Source organism: Pseudomonas sp. B21-032, assembly GCF_024748965.1.
In the GTDB taxonomy this organism is placed as follows: domain Bacteria; phylum Pseudomonadota; class Gammaproteobacteria; order Pseudomonadales; family Pseudomonadaceae; genus Aquipseudomonas.
Genome location: NZ_CP087180.1, coordinates 1,958,630 through 1,981,215, shown reverse-complemented (window position 1 = coordinate 1,981,215; position 22,586 = coordinate 1,958,630). Strand labels below are relative to the sequence as shown.

General features: G+C 62.6%; 14 protein-coding genes. 6 read left to right on the top strand and 8 right to left on the bottom strand.

The features are described 5' to 3' along the window. Positions 1-92 precede the first annotated feature (92 nt). The 3 genes from LOY54_RS09100 to LOY54_RS09090 all read right to left on the bottom strand — a co-directional run bounded on the left by LOY54_RS09100 (position 93) and on the right by LOY54_RS09090 (position 6,488). A complete protein-coding gene (locus tag LOY54_RS09100) occupies positions 93-4,469 on the bottom strand; it encodes an NEL-type E3 ubiquitin ligase domain-containing protein (protein WP_258610196.1) in 4,377 nt (1,458 codons plus the stop codon). A gap of 44 nt (positions 4,470-4,513) precedes the next feature. Beyond that, positions 4,514-5,551: an AraC family transcriptional regulator gene (locus tag LOY54_RS09095; protein ID WP_213601957.1), complete on the bottom strand. Its 1,038-nt coding sequence runs from the start codon at positions 5,549-5,551 to the stop codon at positions 4,514-4,516. Between the two features lie 73 nt (positions 5,552-5,624). After that, on the bottom strand, positions 5,625-6,488 hold the full coding sequence (locus tag LOY54_RS09090; protein WP_258610195.1) for a LysR substrate-binding domain-containing protein: 864 nt from the start codon (positions 6,486-6,488) through the stop codon (positions 5,625-5,627). 112 nt (positions 6,489-6,600) lie between these two features. Here LOY54_RS09090 and LOY54_RS09085 point away from each other — a divergent pair, with 112 nt between their 5' ends. From LOY54_RS09085 to LOY54_RS09075, 3 genes are all read left to right on the top strand, one after another. Next, positions 6,601-7,707 (top strand): 2-aminoethylphosphonate--pyruvate transaminase, encoded by a 1,107-nt coding sequence (locus tag LOY54_RS09085; RefSeq protein ID WP_258610194.1) that lies wholly within the window; start codon positions 6,601-6,603, stop codon positions 7,705-7,707. A 55-nt stretch (positions 7,708-7,762) separates the two neighbouring features. Then, positions 7,763-8,590, top strand: coding sequence for a phosphonoacetaldehyde hydrolase (gene phnX, locus LOY54_RS09080; RefSeq protein ID WP_258610193.1), 828 nt, complete (start codon positions 7,763-7,765; stop codon positions 8,588-8,590). A gap of 236 nt (positions 8,591-8,826) precedes the next feature. Then, positions 8,827-14,691, top strand: a complete 5,865-nt coding sequence (locus tag LOY54_RS09075; RefSeq protein ID WP_258610192.1) for an NEL-type E3 ubiquitin ligase domain-containing protein — start codon at positions 8,827-8,829, stop codon at positions 14,689-14,691. 55 nt (positions 14,692-14,746) lie between these two features. Here LOY54_RS09075 and LOY54_RS09070 read toward each other — a convergent pair whose 3' ends face one another. Beyond that, positions 14,747-15,301: an NADPH-dependent FMN reductase gene (locus tag LOY54_RS09070; protein WP_093385206.1), complete on the bottom strand. Its 555-nt coding sequence runs from the start codon at positions 15,299-15,301 to the stop codon at positions 14,747-14,749. 150 nt (positions 15,302-15,451) lie between these two features. On the opposite strand from LOY54_RS09070, the gene LOY54_RS09065 reads away from it, so the two are divergent. After that, positions 15,452-15,670: a hypothetical protein gene (locus tag LOY54_RS09065; RefSeq protein WP_258610191.1), complete on the top strand. Its 219-nt coding sequence runs from the start codon at positions 15,452-15,454 to the stop codon at positions 15,668-15,670. 6 nt (positions 15,671-15,676) lie between these two features. Here the strand turns inward: LOY54_RS09065 and LOY54_RS09060 are convergent, their stop codons facing one another. The 4 genes from LOY54_RS09060 to LOY54_RS09045 all read right to left on the bottom strand — a co-directional run bounded on the left by LOY54_RS09060 (position 15,677) and on the right by LOY54_RS09045 (position 20,101). After that, a complete protein-coding gene (locus LOY54_RS09060; protein WP_258610190.1) occupies positions 15,677-17,932 on the bottom strand; it encodes an Orn/Lys/Arg decarboxylase N-terminal domain-containing protein in 2,256 nt (751 codons plus the stop codon). A gap of 78 nt (positions 17,933-18,010) precedes the next feature. Beyond that, a complete protein-coding gene (gene dnaQ, locus LOY54_RS09055; RefSeq protein ID WP_082075525.1) occupies positions 18,011-18,808 on the bottom strand; it encodes a DNA polymerase III subunit epsilon in 798 nt (265 codons plus the stop codon). 37 nt (positions 18,809-18,845) lie between these two features. After that, complete coding sequence (rnhA, locus tag LOY54_RS09050) at positions 18,846-19,292, bottom strand: ribonuclease HI (protein WP_045202106.1); 447 nt, start codon at positions 19,290-19,292, stop codon at positions 18,846-18,848. Positions 19,293-19,342: 50 nt separating this feature from the next. Then, a complete protein-coding gene (locus LOY54_RS09045) occupies positions 19,343-20,101 on the bottom strand; it encodes a class I SAM-dependent methyltransferase (RefSeq protein WP_045202108.1) in 759 nt (252 codons plus the stop codon). A gap of 79 nt (positions 20,102-20,180) precedes the next feature. Between LOY54_RS09045 and gloB the strand changes: the two genes are divergently transcribed. Both gloB and LOY54_RS09035 read left to right on the top strand, forming a co-directional pair. After that, positions 20,181-20,960, top strand: a complete 780-nt coding sequence (gene gloB, locus LOY54_RS09040; RefSeq protein ID WP_258610189.1) for a hydroxyacylglutathione hydrolase — start codon at positions 20,181-20,183, stop codon at positions 20,958-20,960. A 99-nt stretch (positions 20,961-21,059) separates the two neighbouring features. Then, positions 21,060-22,484, top strand: coding sequence for a LysM peptidoglycan-binding domain-containing protein (locus tag LOY54_RS09035; protein ID WP_195883455.1), 1,425 nt, complete (start codon positions 21,060-21,062; stop codon positions 22,482-22,484). Positions 22,485-22,586: the final 102 nt, after the last annotated feature.

Below are 22,586 nucleotides of genomic sequence, written 5' to 3'. Positions count from 1 at the left end.
GTCTGAAGATAGTCGCGCCAGAGCTGGCGCGGGACAATGGCCAAAGCTGTCAAAGTGGATGACTGGTTTGGCCGCTGGCCCTGACGCGACCACTAACTCTCGGCTTTTGTGACAAGCAAGGGCTTGGTCAGCGCCACAATCAAGGCCTGTACCTTCTCGGCGCGCTCGACCGCCAGCACATCCACTGCAGCGTCGTCGTCCCCCGCCATGTCGGTCAGTTCCTGCAGCCGATCGACGAAGGGCTCTTCAACCTCCGCGAACGATTGCGGATAAGTGTCACGCAGGTAATTGACCCAGAAATCCCGGGAAGCGATGAAGTCCAGCAGTTCATCTCCGGCTTCAGCTGTGCGTACTGTCCTGGCCGCGTCGTCGAGCTGACGCGAGGTTACCCCTGCCACCCCGCCAAACTGCATATAACGTGGCTGGCCGGGCAGGTCCAGGGTCTCGGCCAGACCAACCCGATAGGCCAGGCTGACCTCCACCTCGTCGACGCCCAGGCCGCTGGCCCGACGCGCATGGATATCCTCCCGGGCAACCTGCTCGACACGCTCAAGGCGAAACAAGCGCCTGGCCACCCCAAGCAAGCGGCTGGCCTGGTTTTCCGAGCCAGGCTGCTGCTCGGCTTGCCACAAGAAGTAACCCACTTCGAGGTTACTGAAGCAATCCGAAACGCTGTCGACGCAGGTCCTTGCTGCCGAGGCCAGTTTGAACAGGGTCGAACGCAGCGTCTGGCTGTCTACCGCCTCTTCGACAAGGGCCCAGACCCGCCGGCTCAGGTCCTCGCGGTTCATCCGGTAGTCCGCAGTGCCGGTCAGCTCGCCGAGCAGACGCAGAAAACCTGCGCTGCCCTCTGCCCGTGCGAGATCATCCCATTGCCCCGCACGCACTTCGTACACCCGCTCATCCAGGGTGGCCAGCCAAAGCGCACGAGCATCGACCGGCAGCTCGTGCTCATCCTCTTCTGGCAACTGCATGCCATCGAGCTCGGCCAGGCGTTGCCAGGTCGCCTGTGCCAGGGGATTGCCCTGCAAGTAAATGGCGTCACGGATTACCCCAGGGGTATGGAAAAAGCGCTCGGGCAAGGTGGCGATCAGATTGTTGCGCAAGTCGGCCTGCTCCAGGAACGGTCGGCTGAGCAACCCACGCGGCAAGGCTTGCAGGCCGGTGTTGCGCAAGCTCAGTTCGCGCAAACGGTGCAAGGGCCGCAGGTTGAGGTTGCGCCGCAGCGGGTTGTTGTCCAGCACCAACATGCGCAGTTGGTTCAACCGGGCCAGTGCATCGACATCCATGGCCTGCAGGGCGATGTGGTTATGTTCCAGCCTGAGGGTGCGCAACGCCGACATGTGCTCAAGACCGGACGGCAACTGGTCAAAAAAGTTGTTGCTCAGGTTCAGCCAGCGAGTGTTCGAAAACGCCCGGAAAAACGACGCAGGCAGCCTGCGCATACGCATGCCGACCATGACCACATCGACCACATGAGCAAAGCTGATCTCGCCCGGCAGATTGGGAAAGGTCGGGATATGCCGGCCAACAATGCTCAGGCGATAACCCTGGAGAATCCCGTTCGCGTCAATGATCGGCTCGCTTTGACGACGCCAGCAGTGGCGCAGCGCTTCGGCCACGCGATTACGTGGCGACAACAGCACCGTAGCGCTACCACTGGCTTGCGCAGGCGCTGCGGCCTCCCAGGTACTCAGCGTCTGATCGAGCACCTGATACTCCTGCTCGAGCCGCTGCAACTCCAGCAGCACTGAAGAGCCACTTTCGCGCAGACGGGCGATAAAAGCTTCGCGCTGCTCGGCATCAAGGCCGGGAAACAAGGCACACAAGCGGTTGCTGATACTTTGCGCCACCGCCTGCGCAGCCCCTCGGCCACTCAGCAGATACCCTACGCGGCCATCTGCCAGGCGATGTCCCGGGTTGAACCAGCGCCGGATCGGCGCCAGGCCCAGAACCCCTTCCAGTTCGCTGGCAGCGACCGGCAGCTGGGCAATCAGGTCCGCGCGCATTTGCCCAAGCGCATGCGGCCCCTGCCATCCCAGGCCTTCACGCTGGGCATCATTCAACGAAGCGGCAATCACCTGTAGCAACTCCCCGCTCAGCTCGACGTCCTCAGCGCCATCTGGCTGATCGCCGTAGAGCTGGTAAACGCCTTGCTGGTGGACGATGACCCTGAGCAGCCCAGGGCTGTCTTCGGGCTTCAGCCGGTCGAGCAAACGGCTGTAGGGAAAGCGGTCATGCAACGCCAGGTTCACCTCTTGCGGCCACCCCGGCAAACGCCGGAGTGCATAGAACACCAGGTGAGCGCTGTCCAGCGAACCGCCGTAGCCAAGGTACAGACCTTCACGGGCGCGAGTCAGCTGCGCCACCCGAACCAGCATCCGCGCTTGTTCCGCCAGCCCCAGGGGTACGCGCGCCTCGGCTGCCAGCAGTGCGCGCGCTTCATCGCTGACCTGTGCAAGCAAGGCCAGGCCATAGGCATCGGGTAAGGTGGGGAAGTCCCGCTGGAGCGTTGCCAGCAGCGGGTCGTCAGGCAAGTACCGTGTAGAAAGCGACACACCGTGCTGGTGCTGGGCGAAGCGCTCAAGGGTGTCGCGCAGGCCTATCGGCATCCGGCGGTTTTCCACCAGCAACCCGCGCAGTTCATCTTCATCGATAGCCGTCACCTGCAACAGCGCACTCACCTCGCTCACGCTCATCAGCCCGGCAGCGGGCCACAGGCGTTCGAGCAGATGCGACTGGCCCTGCCAGGCCAGCGGCCACTCATCACGCAAGCGCCAGGCGCGTTCGCCATTGAACTCGACGACCGGCCCATACGCGTCGGCACGTTGCTGATGAACCAGGCGCCACGGACCTTGCTGCGGGACCTGACGAACTTCGTAGACTTCGCCGCGTAGCGGCAGGTAACTGCGCCCGTCGGCCAGGTGCAGGCCGCTATCGGTCAAGCGCGAGCCGGCGGGAATGCGCCCCAGCTGGTAAGGGCGCAGATCCCGGCGCCATAAGCGCGGCTGATTGCTTTCGAGGGTGACCGGCAACAGTGACTGGACAAAATCGCTGCGCTTGAACGCTCTGCCGACACTATGGATACCCGCCCCCAGCGCTACCGTCACCGCCACAGTCTGGGCAACACCGAGCAGATGCTCGAGTGCTTCACCGCGATGCCCGCGCAGCCAGTCTTCGGCCCCTTCGAACACCTCGCTCAAGGTCTGCAGTGCAAGATGCCCGAGCAACAACCCACCCACAGCGGGAACGAACAGGCCGACCAGGTTGAGTGCCGTCCAACCGGCCGCAGCCAGATCAGAACGCCACGCTCGGGTCGCCGCACTGTCGACATCGGCGGTCGGCACCGCCAGTACCCGGGCATCGGCTTTGATCCGTGCCAGCTGCAATTGACAGAGACCGGTGAACAGATCACCACGCAGGGGCGTGCCCGCCAGGTCCAGGTCAACGCTTGAATCGGTGAGTCTGGTTGCCAGCAACAGGGCAAAACCGGCACGTTGCTGCAAACCGATCAGCGCACTGAAGTAGGCGCGATACGACTCGGACCCCTTGAGCGACTCCGCCAGTGCCACGTTGAAGGCAAACCAGGAGCGGTAACTGCGCAAAGGCTGCTGCCGGTCGGTCGGAAAATACACCAACAACCCGCGAATCAGGCTGGCCTCGGTCCAGCGCAGCGCCCCTTGCGGCGGGTCGCCGCGCACTTCGAAAACCACCGCACCGCTGACCTGGCAGTTCAGCGCAATCAGTTGATAAATACGTACTTCCAACCCGCCATGGCTGACCTGGGATGCGCCCGAGACGACTTGCTCGAGCATCTGGTAGGCCAGCGCATCGATCTGCCCGCGCAAATGAGCGAGGCGTGCAGCCACTTGCAGGGCCAGGCGCTTTTCCTCGGCCAGGTCCTGCTCAGCCGGCGCGAAGACATCCTCCAGATGCTGCTGGAAACGCCTGCCCACATCCAGCTCACGGCAGACGCTGGCCACTTTCTCGGGCGTATCGACCAGCACTGTCTCGAGCTCGCCCGCAGTGACGATCGCTGTCCCGGCATAGTAGCTGCTGGCGGCTGTCTGGCGAGCGCCAAAGCCTTGCAGCAGGCGCTGCATCAATGGCTGGGTGAGCAGAATCGTATCATCACTAGGCAGCCCGATACCCTGGCTAGGCTTGAAGTCGCGCAGTACTTCACGCCACTGGTCGCTATCGAGCTTGCCCTGGTAGTTGAGCTTGTCGTGCAGTGCGTCTGCCAGCAACGGCTTGGCAAAAGCATCAATGGCCTGGAGTTCATCCAGGGTTGCGTGGACGGCTTGCTGGCTGTGCCGAAGCCTTGCGAAATCATCGCGCAAATCATTGATCTGCTCGACGGAGGCGGTTCTGAGCCAGTCAGGCAGGATTTGACCGATGAATTCATCGGTCACCCCGGGCTGGGTGATCGCAGCCGGTGTGGCTGGGGATCGGGCGGCAGGATTAGGCACGTTCAAGGTCCTGGGGGAATGGCAGTCCTCCAGCCTAGAAACGCTTAACCATCACTGGCAGCGTGAGGCGTTTCACCCTGGCCGATCAATGCTCGATAGTGGCCCGGATTGCAGCCATACCACTTGCGAAAGGCCTTGTAGAACGAGCTGCTGTCAGCAAACCCCAGGCGCTCGGCGATTTCGGCGAAGCTTATCTGTTCCTGGGCCAGCCAGGCGATTGCCAGCTCCTTGCGCACGCTGTCCTTGAGGCCCTGGTAGGTGGCGCCCTCCTCGGCCAGGCGGCGACGCAGGGTCGAGGCCGATATGCACAGTTGCTGGGCCTGGGCCTCGGTTTCCGGCCAATCACCGGCGGGAAGCTGGCGCAGCGATTCCTTGATCCGCCGCGCCAGGCTCGCCGGGTCGCGGTACTTGACCAGAATATTGGCCGGCGCCTCGGCCAGAAAGCGCTGCAACTCTTCAGGCGTGCGCTTGAGCGGCAGGTCCAGGCAATCGGCGGCAAAGATCATCCGCGTGCGTGGCCGGTCAAACTGCAGGTTCTCCGAGAACATCACCCGGTAATCGTCGCAAAACGGCGGCTCGGCACAACGCAGCTCAATGGCCAGGATCGGGATGCGCCGCCCGGCCAGCCAGCAGGCGACGCCATGCACAATCATCCAGAAGGTAAAGTAGGTGAAGGCCCGGCGCGGCTCATCCCGGGGCTCGCCGATGACGATCTCCGCCAGGCTTTGCTGGCGCACCAGCGCCGGCTGCAGGTGCTCGAGCATCAGCCCGAGAAACGCCAGGGCGCTTTCAAGCCCGGCGCCCAACGTCGGCTGGGCCATGGACGAACGGCACACAAAGGCCAGGCTGCCCGTGCGCAGGCCACGCGGGTCCATGCAGAAGAACTCATCGTGGCAACGACGAGCCAGCAGCCGCCAGAGCTGCGCGTAGGCCCCGGCGGGCACCCGCGCATCGGCCTGCTGCAACTGTTCGGGGTCGATCCCCACACGACTGAGCAGGGCCTGGCTCGCAGCGCCGGGGGCGCAGCTCTGCAGCAGCGCCTCGCGCACCAGTTGCATGGAGATGGTGTCTTTCTCCGCCATCAGCAGTCGTTCGCCTTGCCTGTAGTGTTTGCCCGCCATCTTAGGGGCCCGCCGGGAAAAAACCAGCCCCGCCTCATACCGCCGACGCCAGGCTGAGAAACGCCTGGATCAGGCGCAGTTCGCGGCGTCGCTCCAGGCAGCCGATCATGTGCTGGTTGATCAGCCCCGCTGCGCCGATGGGCCGCGCCACCACCCGCGGGTCATGGCTGATCTCCACCGACGAAACGATACCGATGCCAAGCTCGGCCGCTACCGCTTCAGTCACCGCCTCGCGGCTGTCGAGCTCCAGCAGCACGCGCGGCTGCACCTGGGCATCGCGGCAGGCCTGATCGAAGGTGCGGCGGGTAATGGAGGTCGGTTCGCGCAGTACCATGATCTGCCGGTCCAGCTCGCCAAGGGGCAATTCCTCAGCGCTGGCCGCCCAGGCATGCCCGGCCGGCAGCAAGGCGCAGATCCGTGAATCGCCCAGGCTTTGCAGGTGCAGGCCCTTGCGCGACTCGACCTCGGTCATCACCGCGACATCGGCATGCTCGCTGAGCAGCGCCGCCAGGGTTTCCTGGGCGTTGCCCAGACGCAGGTTGACAGTGATCCCCGGATACCGCGCGCGCAGTTGCGCGAGCATCGGCATGACCCGGTGCGGGCCGTCGGCGGCCACTTCCAGGCGCCCGGTGAGCAACTGGCGGTTGGCCTCGAGCATCGCCTGGGCTTCTTCGGCAAGGCCAAACATCGCGCGGGTGATCGCCGCCAGGCGAATGCCCTCCTCGGTCAGCTCGACACGTCGCGCCGTGCGGCGCAACAAGGTGATCTGGTAGTGCTCCTCAAGCGCCTTGACATGCCCGGTCACCGCCGGCTGGCTGATGAACAGACGGGCGGCGGCGCGGGTAAAACTGCCCTCACGGGCCACGGCATCGAAGGCGCGGAGCTGGAACAGGTTCATATCTATCGGCCTGACTTATGACTGGCATAACAACAAACAATTTGATTGATATCGCACGGAATTGCAACGTAGGCCCCGTAGATTCAGCCCACCGCTTGCGAGGACTACCGGAATGAGTAACGCCCCTATCCTGCTGACCCCTGGCCCCCTGACCACCTCGGCCCGTACCCGCCAAGCGATGATGGTCGACTGGGGTTCATGGGACCGCGACTTCAACCAGCTCACCGCCAGCCTCTGCGAGCAACTGCTGGCCATCGTCAACGGTGCCGACAGCCACCATTGCGTGCCCCTGCAAGGCAGCGGCACCTTTGCCGTGGAAGCGGCCATCGGCACCCTGGTGCCCCGCGACGGCAAAGTCCTGGTACTGATCAACGGCGCCTACGGCCAGCGCCTGGCAAAAATCTGCAAGGTGCTGGGCCGCGCCTGCAGCACCTTCGAAACCGCCGAAGACCAGCCGACCACTGCCGCTGACGTCGACCGTCTGCTGAGCGCCGACAGCAGCATTACCCACGTGGCACTGATTCACTGCGAAACCAGCACCGGCATTCTCAACCCGCTGGCAGAGATTGCCGCGGTTATCGCCGGCCACGGCAAACGCCTGATCATCGATGCCATGAGCTCGTTCGGCGCCTTGCCGATCGATGCCCGCCAGGTGCCATTCGATGCCCTCATCGCCGCCTCCGGTAAATGCCTGGAAGGCGTGCCTGGCATGGGCTTCGTCTTTGCCAACAAACAGTCGCTGGCCGCCGCCCAAGGCAACTCGCCGTCGCTGGCCATGGACCTGCATGACCAGCACGTCTACATGGCCAAGACCGGCCAGTGGCGCTTCACCCCGCCAACTCATGTGGTAGCGGCGCTGCACGAGGCCTTGCTGCAGTACAACGAACAAGGCGGCCTGCCCGCCCGCCACCAGCGCTATGCCAGCAACTGCAAGACCCTGCTCGACGGCATGGCCGCCATTGGCTTGCGCAGCTTCCTGCCCGCCGAGATTCAGGCGCCGATCATCGTCACCTTCCATGCCCCGAACGATCCGCGCTACCAGTTCAAGGACTTCTACGAGCGGGTCAAGGCCAAGGGTTTCATCCTCTACCCGGGCAAGTTGACCCAGGTCGAAACCTTCCGCGTCGGCTGCATCGGCTGCGTCGGCCCGGACGGCATGCAGGCCGCGGTCGATGCCGTGGCTCAGGTGCTGCGGGAAATGGAAGTGCTGGACATCTGATACCCCGAAGCCTTTTTACCCGATCAGCGCAACCACCCGCTCAAGGAACCTGAACATGAACTACAACAACCCGACGCAACTGCAAGCCGCGATCCTCGACTGGGCCGGCACCGTGGTCGATTTTGGCTCCTTTGCCCCAACCCAGATCTTTGTCGAGGCGTTCGCCGAGTTCGACGTCGAAGTGTCTATCGAGGAAGCCCGCGGGCCGATGGGCATGGGCAAGTGGGACCATATCCGCACCCTGTGTGACCAGCCGCTGATCGCCGAGCGCTACCGCAAGGTGTTCGGCCGCACGCCGACCGACGCGGACGTCACCGCCATCTATGAGCGCTTCATGCCACTGCAGATCGAGAAGATCGCCGTGCACTCGGCGCTGATCCCCGGCGCCCTCGACACCCTCACCGGGCTGCGCCAAGACGGTCTGAAGATCGGCTCGTGCTCGGGCTATCCGAAAGTGGTAATGGACAAGGTGGTGGCACTGGCCGCGCAGAACGGCTACATCGCCGATCATGTGGTGGCCACCGACGAAACCCCGAATGGCCGCCCCTGGCCGGCCCAGGCCCTGGCCAACGTGATTGCCCTGGGCATCGATGATGTCGCTGCCTGCGTCAAGGTCGACGACACCGTGCCAGGCATCCTCGAAGGCCGGCGCGCCGGCATGTGGACGGTAGCGCTGGTGTGCTCGGGCAACGCCCTGGGCCTGACCTACGAAGGCTACCGCGCCCTGGCCTCGGACACCCTCGACAGCGAGCGCAAGCGCATTCATGCGTTGTTCGCAGGCTCGCGCCCGCACTACCTGATCGACACCATCAACGAACTGCCAGAGGTGATTGCTGATATCAACAAGCGCCTGGCTCGTGGGGAAATGCCGCAGGCCGTGTAAGCACGTTGCACAGCTGATTGACCCAGCAATCTAAACAGGCAGGACAAGTTACCCAACTTGACCTGCCTGTTTGCTCATGCCGCCCCGGGCAAGTGACAAAAGGTGTTAGATATAGTCATTATTGCCGCAAAATCACGATCTTTTCACCGACTTTCCCAACCAACATTCAAACTTTTTCCCTTGAGCTTTCCACCGTACGCTCAGTGCCTACACCTCAAGGAAGAAGGTTTTAATTCATGTCTGTTGACCTCAGTTTTCCCACGCAACCAACCGATCTCGAGCCAATCAAGAACAAGTTACCAACTTGGCTGATCAACGCGCCTGCCAACACGCATGCGGCTCTACGCAATGTCGACGTACAGTCATTGCCCTGGCTCAGCAGCGCGCGGGAAACCGATGCACAAACCCTGGAACAACTGCAAAAGGTCTATGTCCGCCATCGGCGCAATGAGCAACGAATCCAGCAGGTTCTTGCCGCGCTCCCGGCCATCGAGACCTACGCCGAACCCTTGTTGAAAGCCAAGCTGCAGGAGCGATTCGGCCTGGATGTGGATGTGCACAACAGCTATCTGTTCCATGCCCGGCGCGTGGTCATCGACGGCTCTTTCCTGACGTTGTCGCAGGATCCAGCGGTCAAGGCTGGTGTCGCGATCAAAGCCGCCACCCAGTCGCTGCTGGCCTGTGCCCTGCAGAACTTCGAAGCCTGGGAAGCCTCGCCGGGCGCCATGACTGACGATCGCGGGCGGACATCGATCGCCTCGCGCATTTATTACTCCGACCCGGCACTCAACCGGCCCGGGCGTTACCCCGACGAGTCGCCGCTGAATATCGTTCCCGAGCAGTTTGCTGCCCTGTGCCGCGAACTTGACCTGGGCGGTACCTACCAACAGTTGATACACCGCGTACTCAACCCGGAGTCCGCTGCAGGTGACGCTGCCGACGCCGCCAGCGCCAATGTGCGCGCCGACTTCAAACAGCTCGAGCAATCGACGTTCCTCCTGCATACGCACATTGCGCGGTTGAAAAAAACCATCAGCCCGCAGATGCATGGCGTATTGCTGGATATCGCTCGAAACAAACCGGCAACACTGGACGGTGTAACGATAACCCGTAACTTTCTCAAACTCTGGGATGTCGAACTCAGCGCCATCGTTGTCTTCGGTAAAGACCGCAGTGCCAGCCAGCACAGCGAAAAGGTCGTGGTCTACATTCCCGATGACCCCTACGACCCGCTCAGGGAGTACCCCTCGCTTGCGCACTTTTTCGCGCCCCTGCGTGACAGCTTTCTGAAGCCGGACTACCAGCAGTTCTTTGCCCGATTTGTACCTGCACGCCAGCGCGCGCGGTTGTTTGCTCGCCTGCACCAGGCTTTCTATCCCAAGGTCTGGAACAGTGCCGCGGGCTACTACGAAGAAAAACTCGACCGTAATGCCTCACTGCACCTGCGCGAAGGTACCTTTTTCGGCAACCTGCTCAACGCGCTGTACCAGCAAAAAATCACCCAGCTCAAGGACGATGCCCTGTTTCACGGCGTGCCCACGGCCGCCGAGGACCACAAGTCGCTGCAAGACAAGCTGCTGTACTTTGTCCAGACCACGCTCAACGTACTCAATATCGCTGCGTTCGTGGTGCCGGTGCTCGGCGAGGTGATGCTGGCCGTCACCGCCGTACAACTGTGCAACGAAGTCTATGAAGGCATCGAGAGCCTGGCCAGGGGCGAGAGCCAGCAAGCCTGGGGCTACCTGATGGATGTGGTCGAAAACCTGGCGATGATCGCCGCCCTGGGAGGCCTCTCGGCGGCAGGGGGTGGCGCTGCGGTACAAGCCCCTGAGCTGGTCAGGCAGATGCAGAGCGTGGAACTGCCCGATGGCAGTACGCGCCTGTGGAAACCCGACCTGCAGCCATTCGCCCATAACCTCAGGCTCCCCGCTGACCTAAAGCCCAATGCCTCCGGGCTCTACGACTACCAGGGCCGACAATGGCTGGTACTCGAAGGCCGCACCTACGCGGTCAAGCCGCCCGCTGCCAGCGCGCCCTACCGGCTGGAACATCCGTGGCGCAGGGGCGCCTACGAGCCGCCTTTGCGCCACAACCAGGCAGGCGCCTGGCTGCAGGTTACCGACCAGCCGCTTGAGTGGGAAGGCATCCGTCTGTTCCGACGGCTTGGACATGCCGGCGCCGAGTTCTCCGACGAAGTCGCCAGCACCATCATGCGCGTCAGCGAAACCCATCAGGCACACCTGCGTCACGCATTGAGCGAAGGCCTGCACCCGCCCGCCCTGTTCAGCGACACGCTACACCGCTTCCGTCTGGAACATGAGCTTGACCGCTTCACCCAGCTACTGGAGGCAGGAGATCCGCACGCCGAACCGGCCCTGCAACTGCAACTACTGGCCGAGGCGCCCGGCTGGCCGAACGGCCAAGCGCTGACCGTGCTCGATGAGCAGGGTAAGGTGCTTGCGCAGTACCACAGCCAAAGTGGCAATGCGCTGCCCCGCCCCCTGCAGGTGCGGCTCGGTGGTGATGACGTTCTCGAAGCACTGATGCGGAAAATGACCAAAGCAGAGCTCGAAGGACTGCTGCAACACCCGCTGGGCTCAGGCGAGCCCAACTTCACCACAGCGAAACGCCAATTACAGCAACAATTGGCGACCCAGGCAAAAACCCACAAAACCCGACTGTTCAATGAACGCTACCAGGCACTGCAAAAAACCGACGCTGGCCCGGTGCTGCAGGTCCAGCAAGCCTTCAGCGGCCTGCCCACGGTGGTAGTCGAGGAACTGCTGCGCCACGCCAGCCCGGCAGAACTTGAACAATTGCGTGTCAATGCGCGCATTCCCGTACGAATTGGCGAAGAAGCCCGTGCCTACCTGCATAAGCTGCGTCTGAATCGTGCGTATGAAGGGCTGTATCTGGACGCTGGCAGCAGTTCCGACAGCGAGCGGCTGGCGCTGCATACCCTGGGCACTCTACACGGCTGGTCCACCGACATACGCCTGGAGGTCCGCGAGGGTTCAATCCAGGGGGCGCTACTCGACAGCATCGGCAGCAGCGAAGCGCCGATTCGCAAGGTCCTGGTCAGCGATGGCACCACCTACCGCACTTACGATGCCGACGGGCGTCAGCTGCATGGCCGTGACACCCTTTATGCCGCAGTCCTGCACGCGCTGCCGGACGCCCAACGCAGCGCCCTGGGCTTTGCCGACATCAGCCAGCACGCAGCGCTCAAACAGGCCGTACAGTCGCAACCGCTACTGGCCCGGCACAGCTTGAGAGCCGTGCTGAAGATGCAAGCGCTCAAGCCCGGCGCCCGCTCCCCGATGCGCCTGGCCGATGGCAGGCTTGGTTTCCCGTTGAGCGGACGCGGCAGGCTGGCGGGCTTCATCCTTGAAGAGACGCTGCTGGACAAGATCCGTCTGCTTGAATTCGAGCACGCCTTTCCCGAGCAGATCCTGCAGATGTTCTACGACGCGCAGTGGACCCGTGCGGACATCGACCAGCGCCTGGATCAGTTACTTGTCGAGCAGCAAGCCCTGCGCACTCACCTGACCGGATGGACCGAGGCGACCGTTTCACTGCCGCCATTGAGCACGGCGCGCATGAACAGCCGCACACGCATCGCCGAAGCGTTATGGAGCCACTGGCGTAACAACAGTCTGCCGGAACTGGGACAAGCCTATACCCCGCTACAACTGGCGGACGTCTACCTGGTCGACTTCCCGACGCAGTTGCCCGATTTCATCCAGCAGCGCGTGCAGGGCCTGGAATTGTGGAACGTGAACCATGACGAAACGCCGGTCAATCCGTTCATCAACCTGGACAACGAGCGTATCGGCCTGGGCCGGTTCTTCGAGCGCTTTCCCCAGGTGAGGTCTTTGGTCTATGGCCAGAGTATTGGCCAACCCAGCTATCCCTTCATCGGCCAGACGGTGCTGGAACATTACCCACAACTGCGCGAACTGAGCCTGATCGATACCCGGCTGTACATCGGCCAGGCCGAAATCAACCTCTACCGGGGTTTCAGCCAGCTTCAACGCCTGGACCTGAGCGGAAACACCCTCAACATTCTCGGCAACATCGACCTCAGCGGCTTGAACCTGCAGTATCTGGGCCTGAGACGGACCCAGCTTGACCGCTGGCCACAGTGGCTCGACAGCGCGGCGCTCACTGGAATTGCCGAAGTCTCCCTGGCCGACAACCAGATCACCACGGTACCCGCCGCCGTGCTGGAAAACCCCATCGGTAGCGGGCATCACACCCGGGTTTCGTTACGGAACAACGAGCTTTCGCGGGACACCCTGATCCGTATGCGCCTGAGTGAAGGTGAAGGCAGGCGTTTTAGCTTTGAACTGACCATTGCAGAGAATCTTCGCGCCATCCTGGATGTCATGACCCAGGAACGTGCGCAGCTGGATGAAGCCTTTGTGCAGTGGGCCGAAGCGTCCCACTCAGGCGCACCGCTACGCGATGAACAGATTGCCTCCAGGCGCCGCCTGGGCCGCCTGGTGCACGACTTGTGGAGCCACGAACCAACCCATGGCCACGTTGGTACCTTGCGTCTCGATGCAATTGCCTTGAACGACTTCCCCAGGCGATTGCCGGCGTTTTTCTATCATCGCCTGCGCAGGTTGCAGCTTCTGCGCGTGGGCACCAACGCCCGTGAATTGCATCGGTTTCTCAGTGACTTTCCCTACCTGGACAGTTTGCACATCGAGGGGCATGTCACCCCGCTGGGTAGCTTGAACACGGCTTTGCCGCAATTGCGGATGCTGGAACACCTGAGCCTGATCGATCAGGGCCTGAACATCGATCAGTCGGCGCTGGCAACGCTGCAACTCATGCCAGGGCTGACTGAACTGCAACTTGACGCAAATATTATCGGCGAGATTACCGATGCCTCTGCCTTGCGCAACATCGAGCAGTTGAGCCTCAACAATGTCGGCCTGCAAACCTGGCCGCAATGGCTGGACACGCTGCTGCCAGGACCGATGCAACGCTTGTCGCTGGTTGACAACCAGTTAAGCGAATTGCCCGAGCGCATTCTCGCCAACCCACGCACTGAAGAACATCACACTGAAATTTCCCTGACCGGCAACCCGTTGAGCCACGAGAGCATGCGTCGCGCGCACTTGTCCGAAGGTTTCAATCGCGCCTACGACTTCTATATGGACACCCCGCCCGACATCCGTGCCCTGGAGCGTGAGCGGCACTATTCAAGCGACTCTTCCCCCTCTTCCCCTGAAGAAGCCGAATCCGGTGCGGATGTCTGGCTAAGCGGTGCCGAGGACCGCAGTGCGATACGCAGAGGTATCTGGCAACAGATCGAAGACGGCGCAGACGCCAGCGACCTGCTGGGGATCATCAACCATCTGGAGCACAGCGCCGACTATCGCGATGCTGGTAGCCGCAATGGCCTTACCGAACGGGTTTGGGGCGTACTCGAGGTAGCCGCCAATGACACAGAACTGCGCCTGGTCCTCAACGGCATGGGTGCCGAACCCTTGCAGCAGATCAGGCAGCGCGACACCTGCCCTGACGGCATACGCCTGGCCTTCAACCAGATGGAAATCCAGGTGTTCATTCGTCAATCGCTGCACGGCGTTGCCGCCGAACAGCGGGGCAGTTCCCTGTACGCCCTCACCCGCCGTCTGTACCGGCTGGAGGCGCTGGACAACGCTGCCCGCGAACAGGCCGGTAGCCGCGACGAAGCCGAAGTGCGCCTGGCCTATCGCCTGCAATGGGCCCGTGAGCTGGACCTGCCGGTGCCGCCGAGCAACATGTTGTACCGAACGGCCGCCAACATTCGCCCCGGGGAACTGGATGCTGCGTTGAACCAGGTACGCCAGGGCGAAAGCGGCCAGGCCTTTCTCGACTTCGCCAGGGGGCGGGACTTCTGGGTGGATTACCTGCGCGAGAGCCACGCCGATCGTTTCATGGCGCTCAAGTCTGCCTACGAGGCCGAGGTACTGGAGCTGTACGACCTGTATCCGGATGACAACCCCGACCAGATTGCCGCACGCATCACCGCGCTGGAGCAACAGTTCAAGCGCAGCGAAAGCAACCTGATCGAGGCGCTGACCAACCGGGCAGGGCAACAGTAACGTTGAACCTGCCTTTGCACCGGCCAGCCTTGAGTAAGGTGGCCGGTGCAATGCCTCAGTTCTGGTGGCGCGCGACCCACACGGCGAACTTGTCGATAAAGGTCTGCAGGAACGGCCGGGTCTTCTCCGACAGCTTGCCGTTGTCGTCAAACAGCGTTCCCGCCCCACCGATATACGCTTCAGGCTGCTGCATGCACGGCACATCAAGGAACACCAGCGACTGGCGCAGGTGATGGTTGGCACCAAAGCCGCCCACCGCCCCCGGCGACACACTGATCACCGCCCCGGGCTTGCCACTCCAGGCGCTCTGGCCATAGGGCCGCGAGCCCACATCGATGGCATTTTTCAACACTCCCGGCACCGAGCGGTTGTACTCGGGGGTGACAAACAGCAGCGCATCACTGCCGCGAATCTGCTCGCGAAACGTTTTGTAGGCCTGCGGCGGATTGACGTCGATATCCTCGTTGTACAAGGCCAGCTCGCCAATTTCGACGATGTGCAGCTTGAGGCTGGATGGCGCAAGCTCGGCCAGCGCGCGGGCGACTTTGCGGTTGAGGGATTCCTTGCGCAAGCTGCCGACGACGACGGCGACTGAATACACCTGGCTCATGGCAAATTCCTGATGTGATGAACAAAGGGAGTTGTAGGTATAGATGATCCGGCACGGCCCTGAAGTTTTTTTCCATACAGGCAAAACTTACCAGGCAAAACAGTGGTCTATGCCTGACAGATACTTATTTCTTCAGAGGTTGTACGGTAAATGACAGCAGTACTGGTCGGACAGTTTCATGCACGGGACGCCGAGGGCCGCATCTATCCCGTTCATGAGTTCCAGGAAGCCACCCTGCAGGCCGACGGAAGCGCCGCATCCCTGCCCATTACCACCTACAGGCTGGCAATCGGTGACCGGGTCAACCACCTGGGTGAAGACCGTTTTGAGCTGGTCCAGAGTGGCGTGGAAATCATCCGCATTCCTTGAGCCTGCTCAGGCCTTGATGCAATCGACGGTATAGACCCGTCCCTGCGCTGTGGTTTCATGCTGCAACCCATGGACATCGGCGACAAAACCGGGAAAGCCGCAGTCGAAGGCAGCAGCAAAGGCCAGGTAGTCGATGATCGAACGCGTAGACTCGGTAAAACGCTCCCCCGGCATGATCAACGCAATGCCCGGTGGATAGGGCACCAGCATCACCGCAGCGATACGCCCGAGCAACTGCTCGATCGGTACCGCCTCGACCTCCCCGCGCACCATCCGGTCATAGGCATCGGCAGGTTTCATCACCACTTCCGGCAAACGCGTGAACAGGCGTTTGAGTTGCTTGGCCGTGGCATTGCTGCGGTAGCAGGCGTGCAACTGGTCACACAGGTCGCGCAGGCCCAGGCCCTGGTAACGCACTGGATCGAGCTGGGCAACGCAGGGCAGGCATTCGAGCAGGCGGGTGTTGGCATCGTAGTTGCGCTTGAACTCGAGCAACTCGGTCAGCAGCGTGCTCCATTTACCCTTGGTGATGCCCATCGAGAACAACACCAGGAAGGTGTAGAGCCCGGTCTTTTCCACCACCAAGCCGCGCTCCCAGAGAAACTTGCTGACCACCGCCGCCGGAATGCCATGCTCGCTCAAGGCGCCGCCGGCACTGAGCCCGGGCATCACCAGGGTGACCTTGATCGGGTCGAGCAGCACGTAATCGTCACTGACATCAGCGAAACCGTGCCAGTCGGCCTGGGGCTGCAGCAGCCAGTCTTCGGTGGCGAGCCGCCGTGCACCGTCCGCCAGCGGCGGTTGCCAGATACTGAACCACCAGTCATCGGCGGCCATGTGCTCACGCAGGTTGGCCATGGCCCGGCGAAAACTCAGCGCCTCATCGAACATTTCCTGCAGCAAGGAGCGCCCGGCCGGGCCTTCCATCATCGCCGAAGAGACATCCAGCGAGGCGAGGATGCTGTACTGCGGCGAGGTAGAAATATGCATCATGAAGGCTTCGTTGAAGCGGTCGCGGTCCAACTGGCGGGCGCCGCCGTCCTGCACATGGATCATCGACGCCTGGCTGAAGGCGGCCAGCAGCTTGTGGGTCGAGTGAGTGCTGAACACCAGCGGGCTGTCGGCACTGCGCGAAGTGCCCATGGCGTAACGCCCGCGGAAGAACTCGTGAAACGCCGCGTAGGCATACCAGGCCTCATCAAAATGCAACACCTCGACACTGTTGCCCAGCACCTGCTTGATCAGCTCGGCGTTGTAGCACAAGCCGTCATAGGTGGAGTTGGTCACCACCGCCAGCTTGACCCTGGGCGGAAGGCCACGGGCCAGGGGGTTGGCGTGGATCTTGGCGGCAATCGAGGCCTGGCTGAATTCGCTCAGCGGGATCGGCCCGATGATCCCCAGCTCGTTGCGCTCCGGGCACAGGTACAAAGGGATGGCCCCGGTCATGATGATCGCGTGGACCACCGACTTGTGGCAGTTGCGGTCGACCAGCACCAGGTCATCTCGACCGACCATCGAGTGCCAGACAATCTTGTTGGCGGTGGAAGTGCCATTGATCACGAAGAAGGTATGGTCGGCACCGAAATTCTTTGCCGCCCGCGCCTCGGCGGCCGCCAGCGGCCCGGTGTGATCGAGCAGCGAGCCCAGCTCAGGGACCGACACCGACAGGTCCGAACGCAGGGTGTTCTCGCCGAAGAACTGGTGAAAGGCCTGGCCGACCGGGCTTTTGCGATAGGCCACGCCACCGCCATGGCCGGGGGTGTGCCATGAGTAGTTCGATTGCGCGGTGTGCTGCACCAGCGCCTTGAAAAAGGGCGGCAGCAAGCCATCCAGATAACTGTGCGCGGCCCGCGCCACCTGGCGGGCGAGAAACGGTACGGTGTCTTCGAACAGGTAGAGAATGCCGCGCAGCTGGTTCAGCTCGCTCATGACATCGGCAGGGGCATTCTCCTGGGTCACCTGCTCGCCCAGGGCGAAGATCGGCAGGTGCGGTGCACGCACCCGGGCCAGGCGAATCAGTTCGACCATGTTCTGTAAAAGGTGAGTGTTTTCCCCAGCGCCTTCGGCGGCAATCAGCATGCACGCCAGGCCGTGATGGGTGGCGGCGACCAGGCGGCCTTCGGCGTAATCGACGGCCGGCAGGATAGTGAAGCCGTCCTGGGCCAGCTCTTGGGCAATTGCGCGAACACGCTCGCCAGCGACCGTATCGGCCTTGATGTCGCGATGCACGATGAGGACGGGGAACTTGAGGTCCTTGTACATGGGCGGGCGCTTCCTCCGGGTGACAGCTCTGTCACCTCAGGGTAGAAGGTCGCCAGCGCCCCTGCGCGGCAAATTGCCTCAGTTTGCTTCGGACAACTGCTGCCACAGCGCCGGGCCACCGGCGGACTTGGCGATGGCTTCCAGACGCGCCATGTGCAGCTCGAGCTCCTGCTCGCTGGCGCGAATGATCCGCCCCGGCTGGCGACTGGCAGGCAGGCGGCGAATTTCGCTGCCGCGGTTGTCGTCGCCCTCCTCTTCGCCATCGGCACCGTGGCCGGCCAGCGACAGGCTGGTCTGGCCACCGGTCATGCTCAGGTAGACGTCGGCCAGCAGCTCGGAGTCGAGCAGTGCGCCGTGCAGCTCACGGCCGGAGTTGTCGACACCATAGCGTTTGCACAACGCATCGAGGCTGTTGCGCTGCCCCGGATGACGCGAGCGGGCCATCATCAGGGTGTCGAGGATGGTGCAATGCTGGGAGATGTCGGCGCGATCGTGCTGGCCGAGCAAGGCGAATTCGTTGTTGATGAAGCCAACGTCGAACGCCGCGTTGTGGATGATCAGCTGGGCGCCCTGAATGAACTCGAAAAATTCATCGGCGACTTCAGCAAAGCGCGGCTTATCGAGCAGGAAGGAGTCGGTGATGCCGTGGACGCCAATGGCGCCCTCATCACTTTCGCGGTCCGGCTGCAGGTAGACGTGGAAATGGCGCCCGGTCAGGCGCCGGCCCATCAGCTCGACACAACCGATCTCGATGACCCGGTGGCCATCAGTCACCGGCATACCGGTGGTTTCGGTGTCGAGGACGACCGACCTGTTGTTCTGAATCTCCACGCCGATGGTCTCCTGCCGCGTACAGTCTGGTGAAAAGCCGGCCATTCTACCTCAGCTCAAGGGCGAGTGGCGGCCGGTGTAGTCAACGCAGACCACGGACCTCGTCAACACCGCGGTTAGCCAGTTGATCGGCACGCTCGTTGCCATGATGGCCAATATGCCCGCGGACCCATTTCCAGGTCACTTTGTGCCGGCCTACCTGTTCATCGAGCAACTGCCAGAGGTCGGCGTTCTTTACCGGCTCTTTGGCGGCGGTTTTCCAGCCGCGCTTTTTCCAGTTGACCATCCACTCGGTGATGCCTTTCATCACGTACTGGGAGTCGGTGACCAGCAGCACTTCGCACTCGCGCTTGAGCGCTTCCAGGCCCTTGATCGCCGCCATCAGTTCCATGCGGTTGTTGGTGGTCTCGCGTTCGCCGCCCCACAGCTCCTTTTCGACGCCCTTGCACACCATCAGCACGCCCCAGCCACCCGGGCCGGGGTTGCCCTTGCAGGCACCATCGGTGAAGATTTCGACGCTATCGCTCATTTACAGCCTTTTCATCAATGATTTGGCCCCGCGCCCAGGGGGCCCGGAACTCAGGGTTCGGAATGGCGCCGGTTGACCTTGGCCATCGGCAGCGGCAGCAGCTTGCCCATCGGCTCGCGGCGCTCCAGGCGCAGGGGCCGCAGGCCGACCACCATCTTGCGCGCCACCAGCAGGTAGACACCGCCACCGGCACTCTGCCAGCCTCCGGCGATCCGCTCCCAGCCGGCCAGGCGCTGTTGCCAGGCGGGGGATGCGAGCGGCGGACGATAGCACCCGAAGCGGCGTTTCTCCAGCGCGAAACCCAGCAGGTTGAGCCAGTCGCCCACCCGCGACGGGGAAATGCAGCGCGCCTTGCGCAAGGCATCATGGGCGAACACCCGGCGTACGCCCCAACTGCTCCAGGGGTTGATGCCGACGATCAGCAAATGACCACCCGGGCGCACACTGCTGGCAGCCTCGCGCAGCAGGCCATGGGGCGACAGGCTGAAGTCCAGGCCATGCTGCAGCACCACGACGTCGGCGGCATGTTCGCTCAGCGGCCAGGCCTGTTCTTCACAGACGATCTCGACCCCGGGCAGCGGCGCGCCGAGGCGCACGTTGCGTTGTACCTGCGGGGCCTTGGGCGGTGCTTCGGCGCAGGGGCCGTAATGCACCAGGTAACCGCCGAAGTAACGCCCCAGTTCCTCTTCGAGCAGGCGTTGCTCTTCTTTGAGCATCATTTGCCCCAACGGGCCGGCGAACCAGTCGCGGGCCAGGCTGATCAGCTCCAGCCACTGCGGATCGGCCTGGGCGAAGGCTTGATCGGTCATTGCAGTCTCCCTTGAAGGTTCTCGACAGCGCGCATAGCTACTAAGATGCACCCATGTCCACCGTTTGGCGAATCGCACCATGATACAGATCGATGCCCTGCCCGCTTTCAACGATAACTACATCTGGTTGTTGCAAGATGCTGCCAACCAGCGTTGCGCGGTGGTCGATCCAGGCGATGCCGCGCCGGTCCTGGCCTGGCTTGAGCGCCATCCCGGCTGGCGACTGAGCGACATCCTCATTACCCATCACCACCACGATCATGTCGGTGGCGTCGAGCAGCTCAAGTCGCACACCGGCGCGACCGTCTACGGCCCGGCCCTCGAGCGCATCCCGGGCCGTGACCAGGCCCTGGAGGACAACGCCAGCGTGCGCGTTCTGGGTCTGGATTTCCAGGTTATCGCGGTGCCTGGACACACCCTGGGACACATTGCCTATTATTGCCCGCAAACAACCACCCCGGTGCTGTTCTGCGGCGACACCCTGTTCGCCGCCGGTTGCGGGCGCCTGTTCGAGGGCACGCCGGAGCAGATGCACCACTCCCTGCAGCGCCTGGCCGCGCTGCCCGCCGCCACCCTGGTGTATTGCACCCACGAATACACCCTGAGCAACCTGCGCTTCGCCCAGGCGGTGGAGCCTGAAAACCCGCACATTGCCCAACGCTTCGCCGACGTTACCCAGCTTAGGGCACAAGATCGCATCACGTTGCCATCAACCCTGGCCCTGGAAAAGCTCACCAACCCTTTCCTGCGGACCACCGAAACATCCGTTAAAGAAAAACTAGACGAACGGATTGACCACTTAAACCCTACGCCAAGTGCTGTTTTTGCTGGGTTGCGTGCTTGGAAAGATACGTTCTAAACAGCCGCTGCTGGTGACGGAAAGTTCTGAAAGGTTGACCGTTGGGGGGCCGCTTTCTAGAATCCCCCGACATTTTTGCCCGGAACTTCGTCCCAGCCAATGTCGTCCACTAGCCGCAGAACCTTCAATTCCGTCGCCCTGACGCGCCTGGCCCAAGCCAGTGCGCTGGCCCTGGCCGCCACCCTCGTGGGCTGCCAGAGCACCCGTCAAGTCGACGAATCCGACAGCGTTCGCGCGCACAACTACCAGGCCCGGGCCAAGCAGAAGCCGTTGGTCGTACCGGTCAAGCCGGTCGTCGAGCAGGCCCCCCAGGACGTCTGGGAGCGCATGCGCCAGGGCTTCGTGCTGCAGGACGGGGTTGCGGTCAACCCGCGCATCGAACAGCAACGCCTGTGGTTCGCCAGTAATCCTTCGTTCCTCGAAACCGCCGGCGACCGTGGCAGCCTGTACATCCACTACATCGTCGAACGCCTCGAAGAGCGCAACATGCCGCTGGAGCTGGCGCTGCTGCCGGCGATCGAGAGCGCCTACAACCCCATGGCCTACTCCCGGGCCCATGCGGTGGGGCTGTGGCAGTTCATCCCGTCCACCGGGCGTTACTTCAACCTGCGCCAGACCCGCTTCTACGATGGCCGTCGCGATATCACCGCCTCGACCAACGCCGCGCTGGACTACCTGACCCGCCTGCACGACATGTTCAACGGTGACTGGCTGCTGGCCCTGGCCGCTTACAACGCCGGTGAAGGCACGGTCAGCCGCGCCATCGAGCGCAACGAGAAGCTCGGCCTGCCGACCGACTACTGGAACCTGCCGCTGCCGCAGGAAACCCGCGACTACGTGCCCAAGCTGCTGGCCCTGTCGCAGGTGGTGATGACGCCGCAAGCCTATGGCGTCAACCTCAACCCGATTGCCAACGAGCCCTACTTCGAAGCCGTGGCGATCAAGGACCGCCTCGACCTGTCACGGGTCGCAGCCCTGGCCGAGATCGACGAAGACGAACTGTTCCAGCTCAACCCGGCCTTCAAGAAGCGCATGACCGTCGACGGCCCGCAGCAACTGCTGGTGCCGACCGCCAAGGCGCAACTGCTGACCGCTTCGCTGTCGAACATGAAGCCTGAAGAACTGCTGACCCTGCAGCCGAAAAAGGCCGTGTTCGAAGCGGCCATGGCCGAAGCGGCGCCGCGCACCACCACAACCCGTAACAGCCGTTACCGGGTCAAGCGTGGCGACAACCTGGCCAGCATCGCCAAGGCCAACAAGGTCAGCGTCAAGGACTTGCAGCGCTGGAACAAGCTTTCCGGCAAGAACCTCAAGGCCGGCCAGACCCTGGTGATGCAGAACGCCCAGCCGGTTGGCGCCAAGAACCAGAAGAAATCCACCCAGTACAAGGTGCGCAAAGGCGACTCGCTGTACCTGGTGGCCAAGCGCTTCAACGTCGAGATGCAGCACCTCAAACGCTGGAACCCACGCAGCGGCCACGCCCTCAAGCCAGGCCAGACCCTGACCGTCTACCTCAACCATTGAGGTTCGTGCTCCGGTCACTGACCGGAGCCACCTGCCCCGCCCCACGCGGCACTCTTTTTCCAGTCGATACAAGCTGTTACTGTAGCTGGAATAAAGCCCAAG